The 15,360-nt window shown below is 66.3% G+C and carries 16 protein-coding genes and 2 tRNA genes; 9 read left to right on the top strand and 9 right to left on the bottom strand.

From position 1 onward, the window contains the following. The first annotated feature begins 116 nt into the window (after positions 1 to 116). Both HMUK_RS02445 and HMUK_RS02440 read left to right on the top strand, forming a co-directional pair. A complete protein-coding gene (locus HMUK_RS02445; RefSeq protein ID WP_012808053.1) occupies positions 117 to 773 on the top strand; it encodes an HVO_0476 family zinc finger protein in 657 nt (218 codons plus the stop codon). A gap of 1 nt (position 774) precedes the next feature. Continuing rightward, positions 775 to 1,395 carry a protein-L-isoaspartate(D-aspartate) O-methyltransferase gene (locus HMUK_RS02440; protein WP_012808052.1) on the top strand — a complete coding sequence of 207 codons (621 nt, stop codon included), beginning with the start codon at positions 775 to 777 and terminating at the stop codon, positions 1,393 to 1,395. On the opposite strand, the gene HMUK_RS02435 is transcribed toward HMUK_RS02440, so the two are convergent. Beyond that, positions 1,382 to 1,891, bottom strand: a complete 510-nt coding sequence (locus HMUK_RS02435; protein WP_012808051.1) for a hypothetical protein — start codon at positions 1,889 to 1,891, stop codon at positions 1,382 to 1,384. The two genes, HMUK_RS02440 and HMUK_RS02435, sit on opposite strands and share 14 nt — an antisense overlap. Before the next feature lie 161 nt (positions 1,892 to 2,052). On the opposite strand from HMUK_RS02435, the gene HMUK_RS02430 reads away from it, so the two are divergent. Further along, positions 2,053 to 2,790 (top strand): protein-L-isoaspartate O-methyltransferase family protein, encoded by a 738-nt coding sequence (locus tag HMUK_RS02430; RefSeq protein ID WP_012808050.1) that lies wholly within the window; start codon positions 2,053 to 2,055, stop codon positions 2,788 to 2,790. Here HMUK_RS02430 and HMUK_RS02425 read toward each other — a convergent pair. From HMUK_RS02425 to HMUK_RS02390, 8 genes are all read right to left on the bottom strand, one after another. Further along, the gene (locus tag HMUK_RS02425; RefSeq protein ID WP_012808049.1) at positions 2,787 to 3,968 is read right to left on the bottom strand and encodes a tubulin/FtsZ family protein; all 1,182 of its coding nucleotides are present in this window, start codon (positions 3,966 to 3,968) and stop codon (positions 2,787 to 2,789) included. The genes HMUK_RS02430 and HMUK_RS02425 overlap by 4 nt on opposite strands. Positions 3,969 to 4,112: 144 nt before the next feature. Then, positions 4,113 to 4,562, bottom strand: a complete 450-nt coding sequence (locus tag HMUK_RS02420; RefSeq protein WP_012808048.1) for a DUF7382 domain-containing protein — start codon at positions 4,560 to 4,562, stop codon at positions 4,113 to 4,115. Positions 4,563 to 4,610: 48 nt separating this feature from the next. Next, positions 4,611 to 4,967 (bottom strand): fluoride efflux transporter CrcB, encoded by a 357-nt coding sequence (gene crcB / locus HMUK_RS02415; protein WP_012808047.1) that lies wholly within the window; start codon positions 4,965 to 4,967, stop codon positions 4,611 to 4,613. Next, entirely contained in the window at positions 4,967 to 5,353 is a 387-nt protein-coding gene (gene crcB, locus HMUK_RS02410; RefSeq protein ID WP_012808046.1) for a fluoride efflux transporter CrcB, read from the bottom strand. Before crcB (HMUK_RS02410) ends, crcB (HMUK_RS02415) begins: the two co-directional genes overlap by 1 nt. A 71-nt stretch (positions 5,354 to 5,424) precedes the next feature. Further along, complete coding sequence (locus tag HMUK_RS02405) at positions 5,425 to 5,724, bottom strand: hypothetical protein (RefSeq protein ID WP_012808045.1); 300 nt, start codon at positions 5,722 to 5,724, stop codon at positions 5,425 to 5,427. Between the two features lie 55 nt (positions 5,725 to 5,779). Continuing rightward, positions 5,780 to 6,433: a hypothetical protein gene (locus tag HMUK_RS02400; RefSeq protein WP_012808044.1), complete on the bottom strand. Its 654-nt coding sequence runs from the start codon at positions 6,431 to 6,433 to the stop codon at positions 5,780 to 5,782. A 241-nt stretch (positions 6,434 to 6,674) separates the two neighbouring features. Beyond that, a tRNA-Asp gene (locus HMUK_RS02395) sits at positions 6,675 to 6,747 on the bottom strand. 43 nt (positions 6,748 to 6,790) lie between these two features. Then, a tRNA-Asp gene (locus tag HMUK_RS02390) sits at positions 6,791 to 6,863 on the bottom strand. 325 nt (positions 6,864 to 7,188) lie between these two features. On the opposite strand from HMUK_RS02390, the gene HMUK_RS02385 reads away from it, so the two are divergent. From HMUK_RS02385 to HMUK_RS02360, 6 genes are read left to right on the top strand one after another with little or no spacing between them, the layout of a single operon-like run. Continuing rightward, the gene (locus tag HMUK_RS02385) at positions 7,189 to 7,416 is read left to right on the top strand and encodes a DNA-directed RNA polymerase subunit H (RefSeq protein WP_012808043.1); all 228 of its coding nucleotides are present in this window, start codon (positions 7,189 to 7,191) and stop codon (positions 7,414 to 7,416) included. Then, the gene (locus HMUK_RS02380; protein WP_012808042.1) at positions 7,416 to 8,978 is read left to right on the top strand and encodes a DNA-directed RNA polymerase subunit B''; all 1,563 of its coding nucleotides are present in this window, start codon (positions 7,416 to 7,418) and stop codon (positions 8,976 to 8,978) included. Before HMUK_RS02385 ends, HMUK_RS02380 begins: the two co-directional genes overlap by 1 nt. 3 nt (positions 8,979 to 8,981) lie before the next feature. After that, a complete protein-coding gene (gene rpoB / locus HMUK_RS02375) occupies positions 8,982 to 10,808 on the top strand; it encodes a DNA-directed RNA polymerase subunit B (protein ID WP_012808041.1) in 1,827 nt (608 codons plus the stop codon). Between the two features lie 2 nt (positions 10,809 to 10,810). After that, entirely contained in the window at positions 10,811 to 13,729 is a 2,919-nt protein-coding gene (locus HMUK_RS02370; RefSeq protein WP_012808040.1) for a DNA-directed RNA polymerase subunit A', read from the top strand. Further along, entirely contained in the window at positions 13,729 to 14,916 is a 1,188-nt protein-coding gene (gene rpoA2 / locus HMUK_RS02365) for a DNA-directed RNA polymerase subunit A'' (RefSeq protein WP_012808039.1), read from the top strand. The genes HMUK_RS02370 and rpoA2 overlap by 1 nt, the downstream gene beginning before the upstream one ends. Beyond that, positions 14,916 to 15,341: a NusA-like transcription termination signal-binding factor gene (locus HMUK_RS02360; protein WP_012808038.1), complete on the top strand. Its 426-nt coding sequence runs from the start codon at positions 14,916 to 14,918 to the stop codon at positions 15,339 to 15,341. Before rpoA2 ends, HMUK_RS02360 begins: the two co-directional genes overlap by 1 nt. Positions 15,342 to 15,360: the final 19 nt, after the last annotated feature.

Here is a 15,360-nt window from a genome sequence, read left to right as displayed (position 1 = left end):
TTTGTAAGGCCCTTCTGTACGGTTCGATCTCGTTTTGTGCGTCCCCGGCCGGCAGTCACAGGCGGCCAGACGGCCGGGACGACGCCCCTTTACGTTCGGCCCGAGTACGCTCGTCTATGACAGACGCGACACCGGGCGATCGCCTCGCCCTGCCGTGCCCGGCGTGTTCGCCGGCCTTCGAGACCGTCCACGAGGTGCTCAGCCCCGGCAGCCACGTGACGGTTCGCTGTACGGAATGTGACCACACCCACAAGGAACAGCTCCCGGACGACGACGAGGTACAGCGCCGCGTCGTCGTCTCACAGGACGGCGAGTCGTTCAGCGCACAGGTCGACGTGCCGGCCGAGGAGGAACTGGCCAAGGGCGAAGAGTTCCTGCTGGACGCCGAGGAGGCCCTGATGACCGTTCGAATCACCGCGGTCGAACTCGACGAGGGCGGCCGCGTCGACGAGGGGACCGCCGAGGACGTCGAGACGATCTGGACCCGCGCGGTCGGGAACGTCGCCGTCGACGTGACGATGCACCCCAAAGACGGCCGCCACGACAGCACCGAGAGCTTCAAGCTCAACGTCCCCGGCGACTACGAGTTCACCGTCGGCGCGACCGACGAGTTCGGCGACAACGAGTTCACCGTCGAGGGGTTCCACGTCCGGGACGACGCCCACGGCTACGACCGCGAACAGTACGACCAGGACCGCGACAGCGCCCTCGCGAAAGACATCAAGCGACTGTACGTCCGCGACGAGTCGACCACCGCCTGGTCGGCGTGGTAGCATGGACTGGGCGGCCCGGCGACGAGCGCTCGTCGAGGCCCTCGCCGAGAGCGACCGCATCGACGACGAACGAGTGCTGACGGCGATCGAATCGGTCCCCCGCCACGAGTTCGTCCCCGAGCAGCACCGCGAACGGGCCTACGACGACCGCCCCCTCCCGATCGGGGACGGGCAGACGATCAGCGCACCGCACATGGTCGCGATCATGGCCGACCTGCTGGAGCTGGCCCCCGACGACCGGGTTCTGGAGATCGGCACCGGCTGTGGGTATCACGCGGCCGTGACCGCCGAACTCGCGGACACAGTGTACAGCGTCGAGTACCACGCCACCCTCGCCGAGACGGCCCGCGAGCGCCTGGCAAATCTCGGCTACGACACCGTCGCGATCAGGGCGGGCGACGGCCGCGGAGGCTGGCCCGAACATGCGCCGTACGACCGGGCGTACCTCACCTGTGGTCCAGTGCGGTTTCCCCGAGCCGTCGTCGAACAGCTCCGACCCGGCGGCGTGGTGCTCGGCCCGCTCGGTCGACGGCCCCAGACGCTCGTCCGTGCTCGAAAGCGGGCCGACGGCGAGCTAGAGCGCGAACACCACGGCAGCGTCCGGTTCGTCACGATGCAGTGACCGTGGTTCCCTGCCGTCGGACGATCCCCTCACAGACGCCGAGGACGCAGGTGACGCCCACCGCCGCCGGCCCGAAAAAGAGCGCGTAGAGTGTCATCGGATCGCTCTCGCCGCCGATCCGCAGGAACGACCACGCCAGCACCAGCGTCGCCGACGCCGTCGCGCCAAGCGGGACGACGTAGCCGTACTCGCTGTAGGTGTACAGCGCCACGGCCCCCTGTCCGGCGAGGACGACGACGCCGATCAGTGCGAACGGCCCACACGTTCCCACGTCTCCGGGCAGCGAACACCCTAGCCCGGCGACGCCGATCCGCGGGACTGCCCAGAGGCCCCCGACGGCGAGCGCGTACACGCCGCCGCCGACCGCGGCGTATCGCCGGGGCGACGGCCGCCGGCCGACGACCAGCGGAACCACGGCGACGAGTGTCCCGACTGCGACCGCGAGCCCCAGGGTCACGACTGCGCTCCCGACGACCGGCTCGGGTGTGCCCGGCATCGTGATCGCCTTCGACCGATGGACTGGTGAATCTTTCCACGGACGAACGGGGCGAGTGCCTCGGGATTGGCCCCCGGCGGTTCACCGGATTTCGCTCTGCCGTCGATCCTCGCGCCGCTCCGGGGCGGGCCATTCATATACTTCCGGCGGGAACCTCGGGTATGGAACAGGCGGTGCTGCGGGAGGACATGGTCGACAGCCTGACCCACGAGAGCAAGGGCTGTCTGCAGACACCGCGTCTCGCGGACGCGATGCGAACGGTCTCGCGGGAAGCGTTCGTCGAGGACGACCGAGCGGCCTACTCCGACCGGTCGTTCGAGCGGTTCGGGACCCGCGTCCTCGCACCGAGCACCGCGGCACGACTCCTCGAAGCGCTGGCCCCCGAGGCGGACGACGACGTGCTGATCGTCGGCGTCGGCGTCGGCTACACGGCCGCGCTCGTCGCCGAGATCGTCGGCCCCGAGCGTGTCCACGCCATCGACATCACGCGCCGGCTGGTGTACGACGCCCGTTCGAACCTCGCGACGGCCGGCTACGAGGCGGTCCTCGTGGACCGTCGCGACGGGGCCGAGGGACTCCCCGAGTACGCGCCCTACGACAAGATCCTGCTGGAGGCGGCGGCCGTCGAACCGCCGCGAGCGCTCCGGGAGCAACTGGCCGACGACGGTCGCCTGGTCATGCCACTCGGTGCGGCCGAGCAGACGCTGACGGTCGTCGCGGCCGACGGCAGTCAGCGCCGCCTCGGTGGCGTCGCCTTCCAGCCGATGCTCGTCGAGGGCGAGCAGGCAGACACCGTCGAACGCAACCGCACCCACCGCGAGGACCGCGAACGCGCCCAGCAGGCCGCCCAGTCGCGGGCGGGCTGGGAGCAAGAGTGGATCGACTGGGACGACTACTAGAGGGGGTCGAGCTCGTTCTCCTCGTCGGTGAGCAACTCGTCGATCTCCGCTCTGCGCTCGGCGGCTTGCTGCCGGCTGTTTTCCTGTGCCGTGACGGCCCGCTCCTGTAGCTCGTCGACGCGTGGCACCTCGGTGACGTTCGACAGCAACACGGCCACCGAGAGCGCGTCGGCGTCGGTCCGGGGGTCGTCGCCGGCCAGCACCTCGACGCTGTCGGTCTCGCGTTCGAGCCACTGGCGGGCCCGCTGGAGCCCCTTCTGTGAGACCTCGCGTGGCGGGCCGGAGACGACGACCAGGGCGCGCTCGGCGGAGGCGACGTCTGCCGGACAGGTGAGCCGAGACTGGACGGCCTTCCGGACGAGCCCGTGGATCTTCTTCGCCAGGTCCCCCTCGTCGGTGTGGCTCTCGCCGTTGGATCGCAGTCGGCCCAACAGTCCTTGCTTCGATTTCGTCTCGGCCTCGACGTCTGCCTGGCTGAACGCGATCGTGCTGAGTCCTCCGGTCGCCAGCGTCCGGCGGATGTCGCTGGCGTCCATCGCGGACTCGGACACCTGCGAGCCGTCGAGTTCGCCGGCTGCCAGGAGCGTGACGAACCGCCGCGCGATCTCTCGGTTGGTCCGGTCGTACCCTGCCGCGACCGACCCCTGGGTCTGTCGCCAGGCGTCGTTGTCGAACACCATGAGGTTGTCCGTCGCGTCGGCGAAGGCCTGGAGCGAGCGGGCGGCGTTGAGCGAGGGACGACCGCCCTCGTCGGCGCTTGGCAACACCCCCAGCCCGTAGATCGGTTCCTCGTAGATCCGACCGAGCCGCTCGGCCAGCTCCGGCGCGCCACCGCTCCCGGTTCCCCCGCCGAGCCCGGCGACCACGAGAAAGCCGTCGGTCTCGTGGATCGGAACGGTGTCTAGCTGGCGCTCGATCTCGGTGAGGTCCTGGCGAGCGATCTCCGAGCCCAGCTCCGGATCGGCACCGACGCCCCGTCCCTTCACCCGCTCGTCGGTCTGGCCGATGATGAGCCGACGGTCCGGCGGGAGCACCTCCAACTTCGCCAGATCGATCTCCGCGGAGTTGATCGCGAGCGCCTCTGTCGTGAGCGACCGCCCAGACCGCTCCTCGAAGGCGAGGAATCTGTCGACGATCTTGCCACCCGCGTTACCGAACCCGATTGCGGCGAGGTTCATGCGGTGGTCGTTGGCCCACGACCGGATAATTATAGAGTCGTTTCTCTCCGTCGGCGCGCGTAACGCTCGCTTACCGGCCGACACAGCGGGGTCGCCCCACGAGAGTGGGTCGACCAGTCGCTGTGGCGACTCGCGGATGGTGGCCTAGCCACCGTCGTCGACGACGAGGATTCGGGTGTTGCGCCGCCGGTCGCTGTACCCGCCGCTGGCAGGGGGTTTCACGTCGATCGTCACTGTCCCCTCCTGCTGGTTGGGCCCCAACTGCGGCGTGATCGTGACGGTGGCGTTGCCCCTGGAGTCCGTCGTCGCGGTCACCGCACCGTCCATCGTCGCGGTGCCACCGGTGACGACGACCGTCGCGTCCGAGACCGGCTGGCCGTCCGGATCGACGACCGTGAGCGTCACGTCCGTCTCGCCCTCTCCGACCACCTCCTTCGAGGGGTCGACGTCGATCTCGCTGACGGTCATCGTGTCCAGTCCCGAGATGGTGTTCATCATGACGCTCAGGCTCGCGACGCCGACGACGAGGGCGATGACGAGTCTGATCGGCAACCCTTCGATCGCCCGGTCGTCGCGCCACAGTTCCACGAACATGGCGAGTCGTGGTCCCGTCCCGGTACATAAACCCGTGGCCGCCCGTCCTCACACCGAGAGGACGAGCCACGCGAGGCCGACGGCCGCGAGCGCGCCCACGAGGTTGGCGACGGCGTTGCCGACCGCGACGAGTGGACGGCCCGATTCCCACAGCTGGACCGTCTCGACCGCGAACGAGGAGAACGTCGTGAACGCACCGCAGGCACCGACGCCGACGAACAGTGCGACGCCTTCGCTCGGCGTGGCGAAGGTGACGAGCCCGAGGACGAAACTCCCCGCGACGTTGACGGTCAGCGTTCCCAGCGGGACCGCTTCCCTGTCGACGGCCGTTGCGAGCCAGTGGCGACAGAGTGCGCCGAGCGCCCCGCCGATCCCGACGAGTGTCGCGGTCTCGATGCCGACCATCAGCCACCCCTCCGTCCGACTCTCTGGACGAGCGTGCGCCCGGCGAGCACGCCGGCAAGACCCAGCGCGTAGCTCCCGACGACGTTCGCGAGCGCCCACGCCGGAGCCAGGCCGGCCGTCTCGACGGCGAAGGTGCTGTAGGTGGTAAACGACGAGAGGAAGCCGGTCATCGCGGCCAGCCGCGCCGCACTGGAGAGCCGTCCCAGGTGGACTGCCTCGTAGACGAGGACGCCGAGCGCGAAACTCCCGACGGTGTTGACGAGCATGGTCCCCGCGGGGCCGGCGACGAACTGCCCGGCCACGTATCGAGCGATCGCACCGCCGAACCCGCCGACGCCGACGAGCGCGAGCGTTTCGATCGTGTGGTGTGAGGTGCTCTCTGACATCTGGGTGCCGTCGTGGTCGATGGGTCTGCTCTCGCGAGGGAGTATATCGCTGTCGAAGCGTCCAGCCGGTGTTACTCCGCGTCGAAAATCGTCTTCAGCGTCTCGGTCCGGTCGCGCAGTCGCTCTAGCCCCTGGTTCATCGTCGCGATCCGCGCGGCGATGTCGTCGGCGGGAACCGCGCCCTCTGGCGTCGGCTGGACGAGCTCGTCGTTTTCGAGCATCCGAAGCGAGTACCGCACCTTGTGTTCGGGGACCTCGGCCTCCTCGGCGAGGTGGACGATCCCGATCGGACCGTGTTCGATGACGGCTTCGAGAATCTGGAGGTCGCGCCGTTCTTTCTCGACCTGCTCGGCCAGTCGGTCCAGTCCCATGTGCTCGCTCCGTGCTTCTGTCCGTGGACACATAAACGCATCCGGTGTGGCCTCGCTACTCGCCGTCGATCGGCGTCCGCCGGAGCTCGTCGAGATCGTCACGCAGGCGCGACAGCTCCGTCTCCAGTCGCTCTCGGCGGTCGATCAGCTCGCTCAGCTCCTCCGTGTTGACCGAGTGATCGCTCTCCAGGGCCACGTCGAGCGCGTCGGTCGTCGCCGCCACGAGGTCTGCGGCCGTGCCCAGCACTTCCGACGGCGTCGCTCGCGACTCGTAGAGTTCTCGCCCGCCCGACAGCGGGCGGTAGGTGACGATCGGCGACTCGATCCCACGGTGGTAGGCGACGCTGTAGCTGACGTTCGTCACCGGGTTCTTGCGGTCTTCGGACAGCTCCGTTCGAACGACGGCGAACGGTTCTGCCAGCGTCGGGTACGTCTCGGCCAGATCCCGGAGCCGATCGGCCGCGGTCACGTCGAGCTGGGCCTCCACGTCGCCGAAGAACTGCACCGAGTCCGCGAGGCTGAACGCGACGGTGTAGAAGACCGCCTCGTCGTTCTCGGCGAGGTTCTCGATCCGATCGTGCAACTCCTCGGTCCGGCCCTCGATCGCCAACTTCTCGAGGTCGTCCAGCAGCGCGCGCGTCCCGCGTTCGCGTGCCAGAAACTCCTCGACGATCGCCCGCGGCATCGCTTCGCGGTCCACGTCCTCCATACGGGCGAGATTCGTGCGCCGACACTAAACAGTTCCCCACCCCCGCAAAGCATTTATCGCCGTCGTCCGATCACAGCCGTGTCCGCCTCCCGAGGTGGGACGGACCTATGACAGGGTGAGGGGACTTTTCCCCTCCACGCCACCGACTTCGCGAGCGATAGCTGGATGTTGCTCGACGGCAGGGACTTCGCTAGAAGAGCGACGACGAGAGGCTTCGCTGGCGGAGTGAACTGTCGTAGAACGCCCGGAGCGGGATTTGAACCCGCGTCACGACCGTGACAGGGTCGTATGATGGGCCACTACACCATCCGGGCACGACGTATTTTCAGTTGTTCGGCAGTCTGTTCACAGCAGAAGCGCCCGGAGCGGGATTTGAACCCGCGTCACGACCGTGACAGGGTCGTATGATGGGCCACTACACCATCCGGGCACGACGCATCTCATCGTATCCTGGTGATAGTATTAAGGCTTTCCAAACGCGCCGTCATTGGGTTGTGGTGTCGTGGTGGGGTCAGCGCCCGGCGTCGCGCCAGCCCGACCGGTCGTCTGTCGGCGTCTGCGGTCCGGAGAGAGCCAGATCTGCCCGGACCCAAACGACTATGAAGGTCGTTCGCATAGTTTCTGGTGACGCGACGACCGGCCCGGCGTTCGATAGCTACTGCAGACGGACTTGGCAAGGGTTAAATGCGTTCCGCTAATAACGACCTGTAGTATCTCGTGACAGCCACCTTCTCCACTCGCCGGCAACAACACACATGGTAGACGTAAGCCAACACGAACTCGTTCCAGACCACAGCATCGTCGACGAGGACGTTCTCGACGACGTGCTCGAGGAGTACAACATCAAAAAGACGGACCTGCCGAAGATCAAACGCACCGACCCGGCCACCCCCGACGAGGCCGAGGTCGGCGACGTGATCAAGATCGTCCGTAATTCGCGAACGACCGATCAGGCAGTCGTGTATCGACTGGTGGTGTCCTGATGGACGTCAACGACCGACGTGCGATCTCTCGGGAGTACTTCTCGCGGGAGCGCCTGGCGGAGCATCACTTCCGATCGTTCAACTCCTTCCTCGACCGGGGCATGCAGCAGGTCGTCGACGAGAAGGAGACGATCGAGACCGACATCGGCGACAAGGAGGGCCAAGAGCCAGTCTTCGTCGAACTTGGCGACGTGCGCGTCGTCACGCCTCGGGTCCGCGAGGCCGACGGCAGCGAGGAACTGCTCTACCCACAGGAGGGCCGACTGCGAAACATCACCTACTCCGCGCCGGTCTTCATGGAGATGGCGATCGTTCGGGGCGGCGACGAGGAAGAGGAGGTCGTCGTCGACCAGACCGAGACCAAGATCGGCCGCATGCCGATCATGGTCGGCTCGAACAAGTGCAACATCGACGGCTTCACCGACGAGGAGCTGATCGACATCGGCGAGGACCCGGCCGACCCCGGCGGTTACTTCGTCGTCAACGGCTCGGAACGAGTCCTGATGACCAGCGAGGACCTCGCGCCCAACAAGATCCTCGCGGAACACGACACCAAGTACGGCGACGACGTGCAGGTCGCCAAGACTTTCTCCCAGCGCCGTGGCTACCGCGCGCTGGTCCTCTGTGAACGAACGCGAGACGGCATCCTCGAAGTCTCCTTCCCGAGCGTCTCGGGTTCGATCAACTTCGTGACCCTCGTGCGTGCGCTGGGCCTGGAGTCCGACGAGGAGATCGTCCACCGCGTCAGCGACGACCCGGAGATCGTGAAGTTCATGCTGGAGAACCTGGAGGCCGCCGACGTGCAGACCACCGAGGGCGCGATCGAGACGCTGGGCGAGCGAGTCGCCTCCGGCCAGGGCAAGAACTACCAGCTCAAGCGAGCCAACTACGTCATCGACCGCTATCTCCTCCCGCACCTCCACGAGGAGGGCGTCGACGAGGAGGACGTACGCATCAACAAGGCCTTCTACCTCTGCCGGATGGCGGAAGCCTGCTTCGAACTCGCGCTCGGTCGGCGCGACGCGGACGACAAGGACCACTACTCCAACAAGCGCCTGAAGGTCAGCGGCGACCTGATGAAAGACCTGTTCCGGACCGCGCTGAACAAGCTGGCACGCGACGTGAAGTACCAGCTCGAACGGGCGAACATGCGCAACCGTCAGCTCTCGGTGTCGACGGTCGTCCGGTCGGACGTGCTGACCGAACGGCTCGAACACCCGATCGCGACGGGCAACTGGGTCGGCGGCCGCTCCGGCGTGAGCCAGCTGGTCGACCGGACCGACTACATGGGTGTGCTCTCTCACCTGCGACGCCTCCGTTCGCCGCTCTCTCGGAGCCAGCCACACTTCGAGGCGCGTGACCTGCACGCGACCCAGTGGGGCCGGATCTGTCCGTCAGAGACCCCCGAAGGACCCAACTGTGGTCTGGTGAAGAACTTCGCGCAGGCGATGGAACTCTCTCAGAACGTCGAAGACGAACAGGATCTCAAACAGGAACTCGCCGACATGGGGGTCCAGGGGATCCCCGGAATCGAGCGAATCGAGCAGCCAGCGGACGATTAAATCATGAGTCAGGGACGCGACGCCAAAGTGTACGTCAACGGCAGTCTGGTCGGGACACATCCCGACCCCGAACAGCTCGCAGATCAGATCCGACAGGCCCGCCGACGCGGGGACGTCTCGGAGATGGTCAACGTCTCCGTCAAGGATCGGACGGACGAAGTCATCGTCAACGCCGACGCCGGCCGGGCCCGTCGCCCGCTGCTGGTCGTCGAGGACGGCGAACCACTGATCACGGAATCGGAGGTCCAGCAGGTCAAAGACGGCGAACTGGGCTTCGAGGAACTGGTCGAACGCGGCGTCGTCGAGTTCATCGACGCCGAAGAGGAGGAGGACATCCTCGTCGCAGTCAGCGAGGAGGACGTGACCGACGACCACACCCACCTCGAAGTGGACCCACAGCTGATGTTCGGGATCGGTGCCGGGATGATCCCGTATCCGGAACACAACGCCTCGCCCCGGATTACGATGGGGTCGGGGATGATCAAGCAGTCGCTGGGGCTGCCAAGCGCGAACTACCGGATTCGTCCGGACACGCGCCAGCACCTCCTGCACTACCCGCAGCTGTCGATGGTCAAGACCCAGACCACGGAACAGATCGGCTACGACGACCGCCCGGCGGCCCAGAACTTCACGGTCGCCGTGATGAGCTACGAGGGGTTCAACATCGAGGACGCCCTGGTCATGAACGAGGGCTCGGTCGAGCGTGCGCTCGCTCGCTCGCACTTCTTCCGGACCTACGAGGGCGAGGAACGGCGCTACCCCGGCGGTCAGGAGGACCGCTTCGAGATCCCCGACGACGAGGTGCGGGGCGCACGCGGCGAGGAAGCGTACACCCACCTCGACGAGGACGGACTGGTCAACCCCGAGACCAACGTCAAGGAAAACGAGGTCCTGCTGGGCAAGACCTCGCCGCCGCGGTTCCTCGAAGAGCCAGACGACATGGGCGGTCTCAGCCCCCAGAAGCGCCGCGAGACGAGCGTCACGATGCGCTCTGGCGAGAGCGGGGTCGTCGACACGGTCACGCTGATGGAAGGCGAGGACGGCTCGAAGCTCTCGAAGGTCTCCGTGCGTGACGAGCGGATCCCCGAACTCGGGGACAAGTTCGCCTCCCGGCACGGACAGAAGGGCGTCGTCGGTCACCTGGCCCCCCAGGAAGACATGCCCTTCACCGAGGCCGGCGTCGTGCCCGACCTCATCCTCAACCCACACGCCCTGCCGTCGCGGATGACGGTCGGCCACGTACTGGAGATGCTGGGCGGGAAGGTCGGCGCACTCGAAGGCCGGCGCGTCGACGGCACCGCCTTCACGGGCGAAGACGAGGCGGAACTTCGCGGCGCACTGGAGGACCGCGGGTTCAAGTCCTCGGGCAAGGAGGTCATGTACTCCGGCGTCACCGGCGAGAAGGTCGAAGCCGAGATCTTCGTCGGGACGATCTTCTACCAGAAGCTGTACCACATGGTCTCGAACAAGCTCCACGCCCGTTCACGCGGGCCGGTGCAGGTGCTGACCCGTCAGCCGACGGAAGGGCGTGCCCGCGAGGGCGGCCTGCGCGTGGGACACATGGAACGGGACGTGCTGATCGGCCACGGAGCGGCGATGGTCCTCAAGGAACGGCTCCTCGACGAGTCCGACCGCGAGTGGATCAAGATCTGTGGCGAGTGTGGCATGACCGCCGTCGAGAACGTCGAGCAACGCCGCATCTACTGCCCCAACTGTGAGGAAGAGACCGACATCCACGAGGTCGAGATGCCGTACGCGTTCAAGCTCCTGCTCGACGAGATGAAGGCGCTCGGAATCGCACCGCGCATCGAACTGGAAGACGCAGTCTAACGATGAGTGCACAACAGACACCCAAATCGATCAGTTCCATTAGCTTCGGGCTGATGGATCCCGAGGAGTACCGCGACATGAGCGCCACGAAGGTCATCACGGCCGACACCTACGACGACGACGGGTTCCCGATCGACATGGGACTGATGGACCCGCGTCTGGGCGTGATCGACCCCGGCCTGGAGTGTAAGACCTGTGGCAAGCACAGTGGGTCGTGTAACGGCCACTTCGGCCACATCGAACTCGCAGCGCCCGTCATCCACGTCGGGTTCAACAAGCTCATCCGACGCCTGCTGCGCGGGACCTGTCGGGAGTGCTCGCGGCTCTGTCTCGACGAACGCGAACGCGAGGAGTTCGAGGACCGCCTCGAACGATCCGAGGAGCTGGGCAAGGACGTCAACGACGTGACCAAGGCCGCGATCCGGCAGGCCCGCAAGAAGGACCGCTGTCCGTTCTGTGGCGAGCCCCAGTACGACATCAAACACGAGAAGCCGACGACCTACTACGAGGTCCAGGACGTGCTCTCCTCGGAGTACTCCCAGCGGATCGTCGCCGCGATGGAGCCCGACGAGGAGGCCGGCCGCGAACGGACCACGCCCTCGGAACTGGCCGACGAGACGGGTATCGATCCCTCTCGCGTCCAGGAGATCATCTCCGGAGAGTTCCGACCCCGACAGGACGACCGTCGGGCCATCGAGTCGGCGCTGGACGTGGACCTCACCGAGGAAGACGAGAACAAGCTGATGCCCAGCGACATCCGGGACTGGTTCGAGGACATCCCGGACGAGGACGTCGAGGTGCTGGGCATGAAGCCCGCCCGTTCTCGCCCCGAGTGGATGATTCTCACCGTCCTGCCCGTGCCGCCGGTCACCGCGCGACCGTCGATCACGCTGGACAACGGCCAGCGCTCGGAGGACGACCTGACCCACAAGCTGGTCGACATCATCCGGATCAACCAGCGGTTCATGGAGAACCGCGAGGCAGGCGCGCCCCAGCTGATCATCGAGGACCTCTGGGAACTGCTGCAGTACCACGTCACCACGTTCATGGACAACGAGATCAGCGGCACGCCGCCGGCCCGACACCGCTCTGGCCGGCCGCTGAAGACCCTCTCTCAGCGCCTGAAAGGCAAGGAAGGTCGCTTCCGTGGCTCGCTGTCCGGGAAGCGCGTGAACTTCTCGGCCCGGACGGTCATCTCCCCGGACCCGACCCTGTCGCTCAACGAGGTCGGCGTCCCCGACCGCGTGGCCAAGGAGATGACCCAGACGATGAACGTCAACGAGCGCAACCTCGACAACGCTCGTCGCTACGTCGCCAACGGGCCCGAGGCCCACCCCGGTGCCAACTACGTCAAGCGGCCCGACGGTCGCCGACTGAAGGTCACCGAGAAGAACTGCGAGGAGTTGGCCGAGAAGGTCGAACCGGGCTGGGAAGTGTCCCGTCACATGATCGACGGCGACATCATCATCTTCAACCGCCAGCCGTCGCTGCACCGGATGTCCATCATGGCCCACGAGGTCGTGGTGATGCCCTACAAGACGTTCCGGCTCAACACGACGGTCTGTCCGCCGTACAACGCGGACTTCGACGGCGACGAGATGAACATGCACGCCCTCCAGAACGAGGAGGCCCGTGCCGAGGCTCGCGTGCTGATGCGCGTCCAGGAGCAGATCCTCAGCCCGCGCTTCGGTGAGAACATCATCGGCGCGATTCAGGACCACATCAGTGGGACCTATCTGCTGACTCACACTAATCCGGAGTTCAACGAGACCCAGGCACTGGACCTGCTGCGTGCGACCCGGATCGACGAGCTCCCGCCCGAATCCGGCGTCGACGACGACGGCACGCCCTACTGGACGGGTCGCGACATCTTCTCGGAGCTGTTGCCCGACGACCTCGATCTGACGTTCACCAGCGAGGCCGGCGACGACGTGATCATCGAGGACGGGCAGCTCGTCGAGGGGACCATCGACGACAGCGCGGTCGGTGGGTTCGGCGGCGAGATCGTCGACACTATCACCAAGGAGTACTCCAACACCCGAGCGCGCATCTTCATCAACGAGATCGCCGCGCTGGCGATGCGTTCGATCATGCACTTCGGGTTCTCGATCGGGATCGACGACGAGTCCGTTCCCGAGGCCGCGGAGGCCCAGATCACCGAGGCCATCGACAACGCCTACGACCGCGTCGAGGAACTCATCGAGACCTACGATCGGGGCGAACTGGAGTCGCTGCCCGGTCGGACGGTCGACGAGACCCTCGAAATGAAGATCATGCAGACGCTCGGCAAGGCCCGTGACTCCGCCGGTGACATCGCCGGAGACCACTTCGACGACGACAACCCGGCTGTCGTGATGGCCGAGTCCGGCGCGCGTGGGTCGATGCTCAACCTGACCCAGATGGCCGGCTGTGTCGGCCAGCAGGCGGTCCGTGGCGAGCGGATCAACCGCGGCTACGAGGACCGCACCCTGTCACACTTCAAGCAGAACGACCTCTCCTCGGACGCCCACGGCTTCGTGGAGGCGTCGTACCGCTCCGGACTCAACCCCAAGGAGTTCTTCTTCCACGCGATGGGTGGCCGCGAGGGGCTGGTCGACACGGCGGTCCGGACCTCCAAGTCCGGTTACCTCCAGCGCCGTCTGATCAACGCGCTCTCGGAACTGGAGGCCCAGTACGACGGCACCGTCCGGGACACCTCGGACAACATCGTCCAGTTCGAGTTCGGCGAAGACGGCACCTCGCCGGTACAGGTCTCCTCGAACGAGGAGACGCCGGTCGACGTCGAGGAGATCGCGGACAGCGTTCTCGACGCCGAGTTCGAGTCCGAGAGCATCAAAAGCGAGTTCCTCGGTGAACGCACCGAGCCGACCAATCTGTCGGAACACACCGACGACTGGTGGATGGCGGAGGGTGACGACTGATGACACGAGCAAACGTAACCGACGACATCGAAGCGATCGTGGAGGATACGGACCTCCCGCGACGGCTCAAAGACGACGTGTACAGTACGATCGAAGAGCGCGACGTGACCGTCGAGGAGGCGGACCAGATCGCCAAGGCCGTCCAGTCGCGCTACCAGGAGACCCGCGTCGATCCGCTGGACCCGGTCGGGACCGTCTCGGCGCAGTCGATCGGCGAGCCCGGCACCCAGATGACGATGAACACGTTCCACTACGCGGGGGTCGCAGAGATCGACGTGACCCAGGGACTGCCGCGGCTCATCGAGCTGGTCGACGCCCGGAAAACGCCCGACACGCCGATGATGACGGTCCATCTCGAAGACGAGTACGCGACCGATCGGGAGAAGGCCCACGAGGTCGTCTGGAAGATCGAGGCCACGCGCATCCTCGCGCTGGGTGACATCTCGACCAACGTCGCGGACATGCTCGTCCAGATCGACCTCAACGAGGAGACGCTGATGGAGCGGTGGCCCACCGTCGACCAGGTCGAGGACGTGGCCGAGGAGATCGCCGAGACCATCGAGTCGAAGCTGGCCGTCCAGACCCGCCAGGCCGGCACGATGATCGAGTTCGGCCCCGAAGAGCCGTCGTATCGCGACCTCCTCCAGCTCGTCGAGGAGCTTCGCGAGGTCGTCTTCAAGGGGATCGAGGACATCTCCCGCGTGGTCATCCGGAAAGAAGAGACCGACGAGGGCGAGGAGTTCGTCCTCTACACCGAGGGGTCGGCCTTCGGCGACGTGCTCGGGATCGAGGGGATCGACGCCTCCCGGACGACGTGTAACAACATCCACGAGATCTACCGCAACCTCGGCATCGAGGCGGCCCGCGAGACGCTGATCAACGAGACGATGCACACGCTCGAAGAGCAGGGGCTCGACGACGTGAACATCCGGCACCTGATGCTGGTCGCCGACATCATGACCAACCGCGGCGAGATCGAGTCGATCGGTCGCCACGGCATCTCGGGCAACAAAGAGAGCGTCCTCGCGCGTGCGGCCTACGAGGTGACGGTCAATCACCTGTTAGACGCCGCGATCCACGGCGAGGTCGACGTGCTCGAAGGCGTCATCGAGAACGTGATCGTCGGGAAGCCGGTCCAGCTCGGCACCGGCGACGTGGACCTCCGGATGGGTGCGAGCCAGGACTGATGCCCGTCGAACTCTCGGACGAAGCGCGCCGGCTGATCGCGCTGTTCGAGACCGAGGCAGACGTGACTGTCCGGGACTGCCTGATCGACGACGACAACGACCGCGTAATCTACGTCGTCAAGGCCGGCGAGATGGCCGACGCGATCGGTCCCGGCGGCGTCGTCGTCGACCGCATCGAGTCGAAACTCGACCGCGCGGTCAAGCTGATCGAGGACGCCGACACGGCTGCGAACTTCGTCGCGAACACGCTCGCACCGGCCGCGGTGTACAACGTGACGATCTCGGAGAACGACGACACCATCGCCTACGTCGAGGTCGCACAGGAGGACCGCGGCGTCGCGATCGGTGCCGACGGGAAGAACATCGATGCCGCCCGCCGGCTCGCGAAACGCCACTTCGACGTGGACGGTATCGAGCTGACGTAGACCCAATCCGCCTCGGCCG

Source organism: Halomicrobium mukohataei DSM 12286 (assembly GCF_000023965.1).
Classification (GTDB): domain Archaea; phylum Halobacteriota; class Halobacteria; order Halobacteriales; family Haloarculaceae; genus Halomicrobium; species Halomicrobium mukohataei.
Note: the sequence above shows the minus strand (reverse complement) of the source record. Positions and strands in the feature narration are given on the sequence as shown.

Coding starts and splice junctions, on each gene's coding strand:
- HMUK_RS02445 (WP_012808053.1), top strand. CDS start 117: ATGACAGACGCGACACCGGGCGATCGCCTCGCCCTGCCGTGCCCGGCG.
- HMUK_RS02440 (WP_012808052.1), top strand. CDS start 775: ATGGACTGGGCGGCCCGGCGACGAGCGCTCGTCGAGGCCCTCGCCGAG.
- HMUK_RS02435 (WP_012808051.1), bottom strand. CDS start 1,891: ATGCCGGGCACACCCGAGCCGGTCGTCGGGAGCGCAGTCGTGACCCTG.
- HMUK_RS02430 (WP_012808050.1), top strand. CDS start 2,053: ATGGAACAGGCGGTGCTGCGGGAGGACATGGTCGACAGCCTGACCCAC.
- HMUK_RS02425 (WP_012808049.1), bottom strand. CDS start 3,968: ATGAACCTCGCCGCAATCGGGTTCGGTAACGCGGGTGGCAAGATCGTC.
- HMUK_RS02420 (WP_012808048.1), bottom strand. CDS start 4,562: ATGTTCGTGGAACTGTGGCGCGACGACCGGGCGATCGAAGGGTTGCCG.
- crcB (WP_012808047.1), bottom strand. CDS start 4,967: ATGGTCGGCATCGAGACCGCGACACTCGTCGGGATCGGCGGGGCGCTC.
- crcB (WP_012808046.1), bottom strand. CDS start 5,353: ATGTCAGAGAGCACCTCACACCACACGATCGAAACGCTCGCGCTCGTC.
- HMUK_RS02405 (WP_012808045.1), bottom strand. CDS start 5,724: ATGGGACTGGACCGACTGGCCGAGCAGGTCGAGAAAGAACGGCGCGAC.
- HMUK_RS02400 (WP_012808044.1), bottom strand. CDS start 6,433: ATGGAGGACGTGGACCGCGAAGCGATGCCGCGGGCGATCGTCGAGGAG.
- HMUK_RS02385 (WP_012808043.1), top strand. CDS start 7,189: ATGGTAGACGTAAGCCAACACGAACTCGTTCCAGACCACAGCATCGTC.
- HMUK_RS02380 (WP_012808042.1), top strand. CDS start 7,416: ATGGACGTCAACGACCGACGTGCGATCTCTCGGGAGTACTTCTCGCGG.
- rpoB (WP_012808041.1), top strand. CDS start 8,982: ATGAGTCAGGGACGCGACGCCAAAGTGTACGTCAACGGCAGTCTGGTC.
- HMUK_RS02370 (WP_012808040.1), top strand. CDS start 10,811: ATGAGTGCACAACAGACACCCAAATCGATCAGTTCCATTAGCTTCGGG.
- rpoA2 (WP_012808039.1), top strand. CDS start 13,729: ATGACACGAGCAAACGTAACCGACGACATCGAAGCGATCGTGGAGGAT.
- HMUK_RS02360 (WP_012808038.1), top strand. CDS start 14,916: ATGCCCGTCGAACTCTCGGACGAAGCGCGCCGGCTGATCGCGCTGTTC.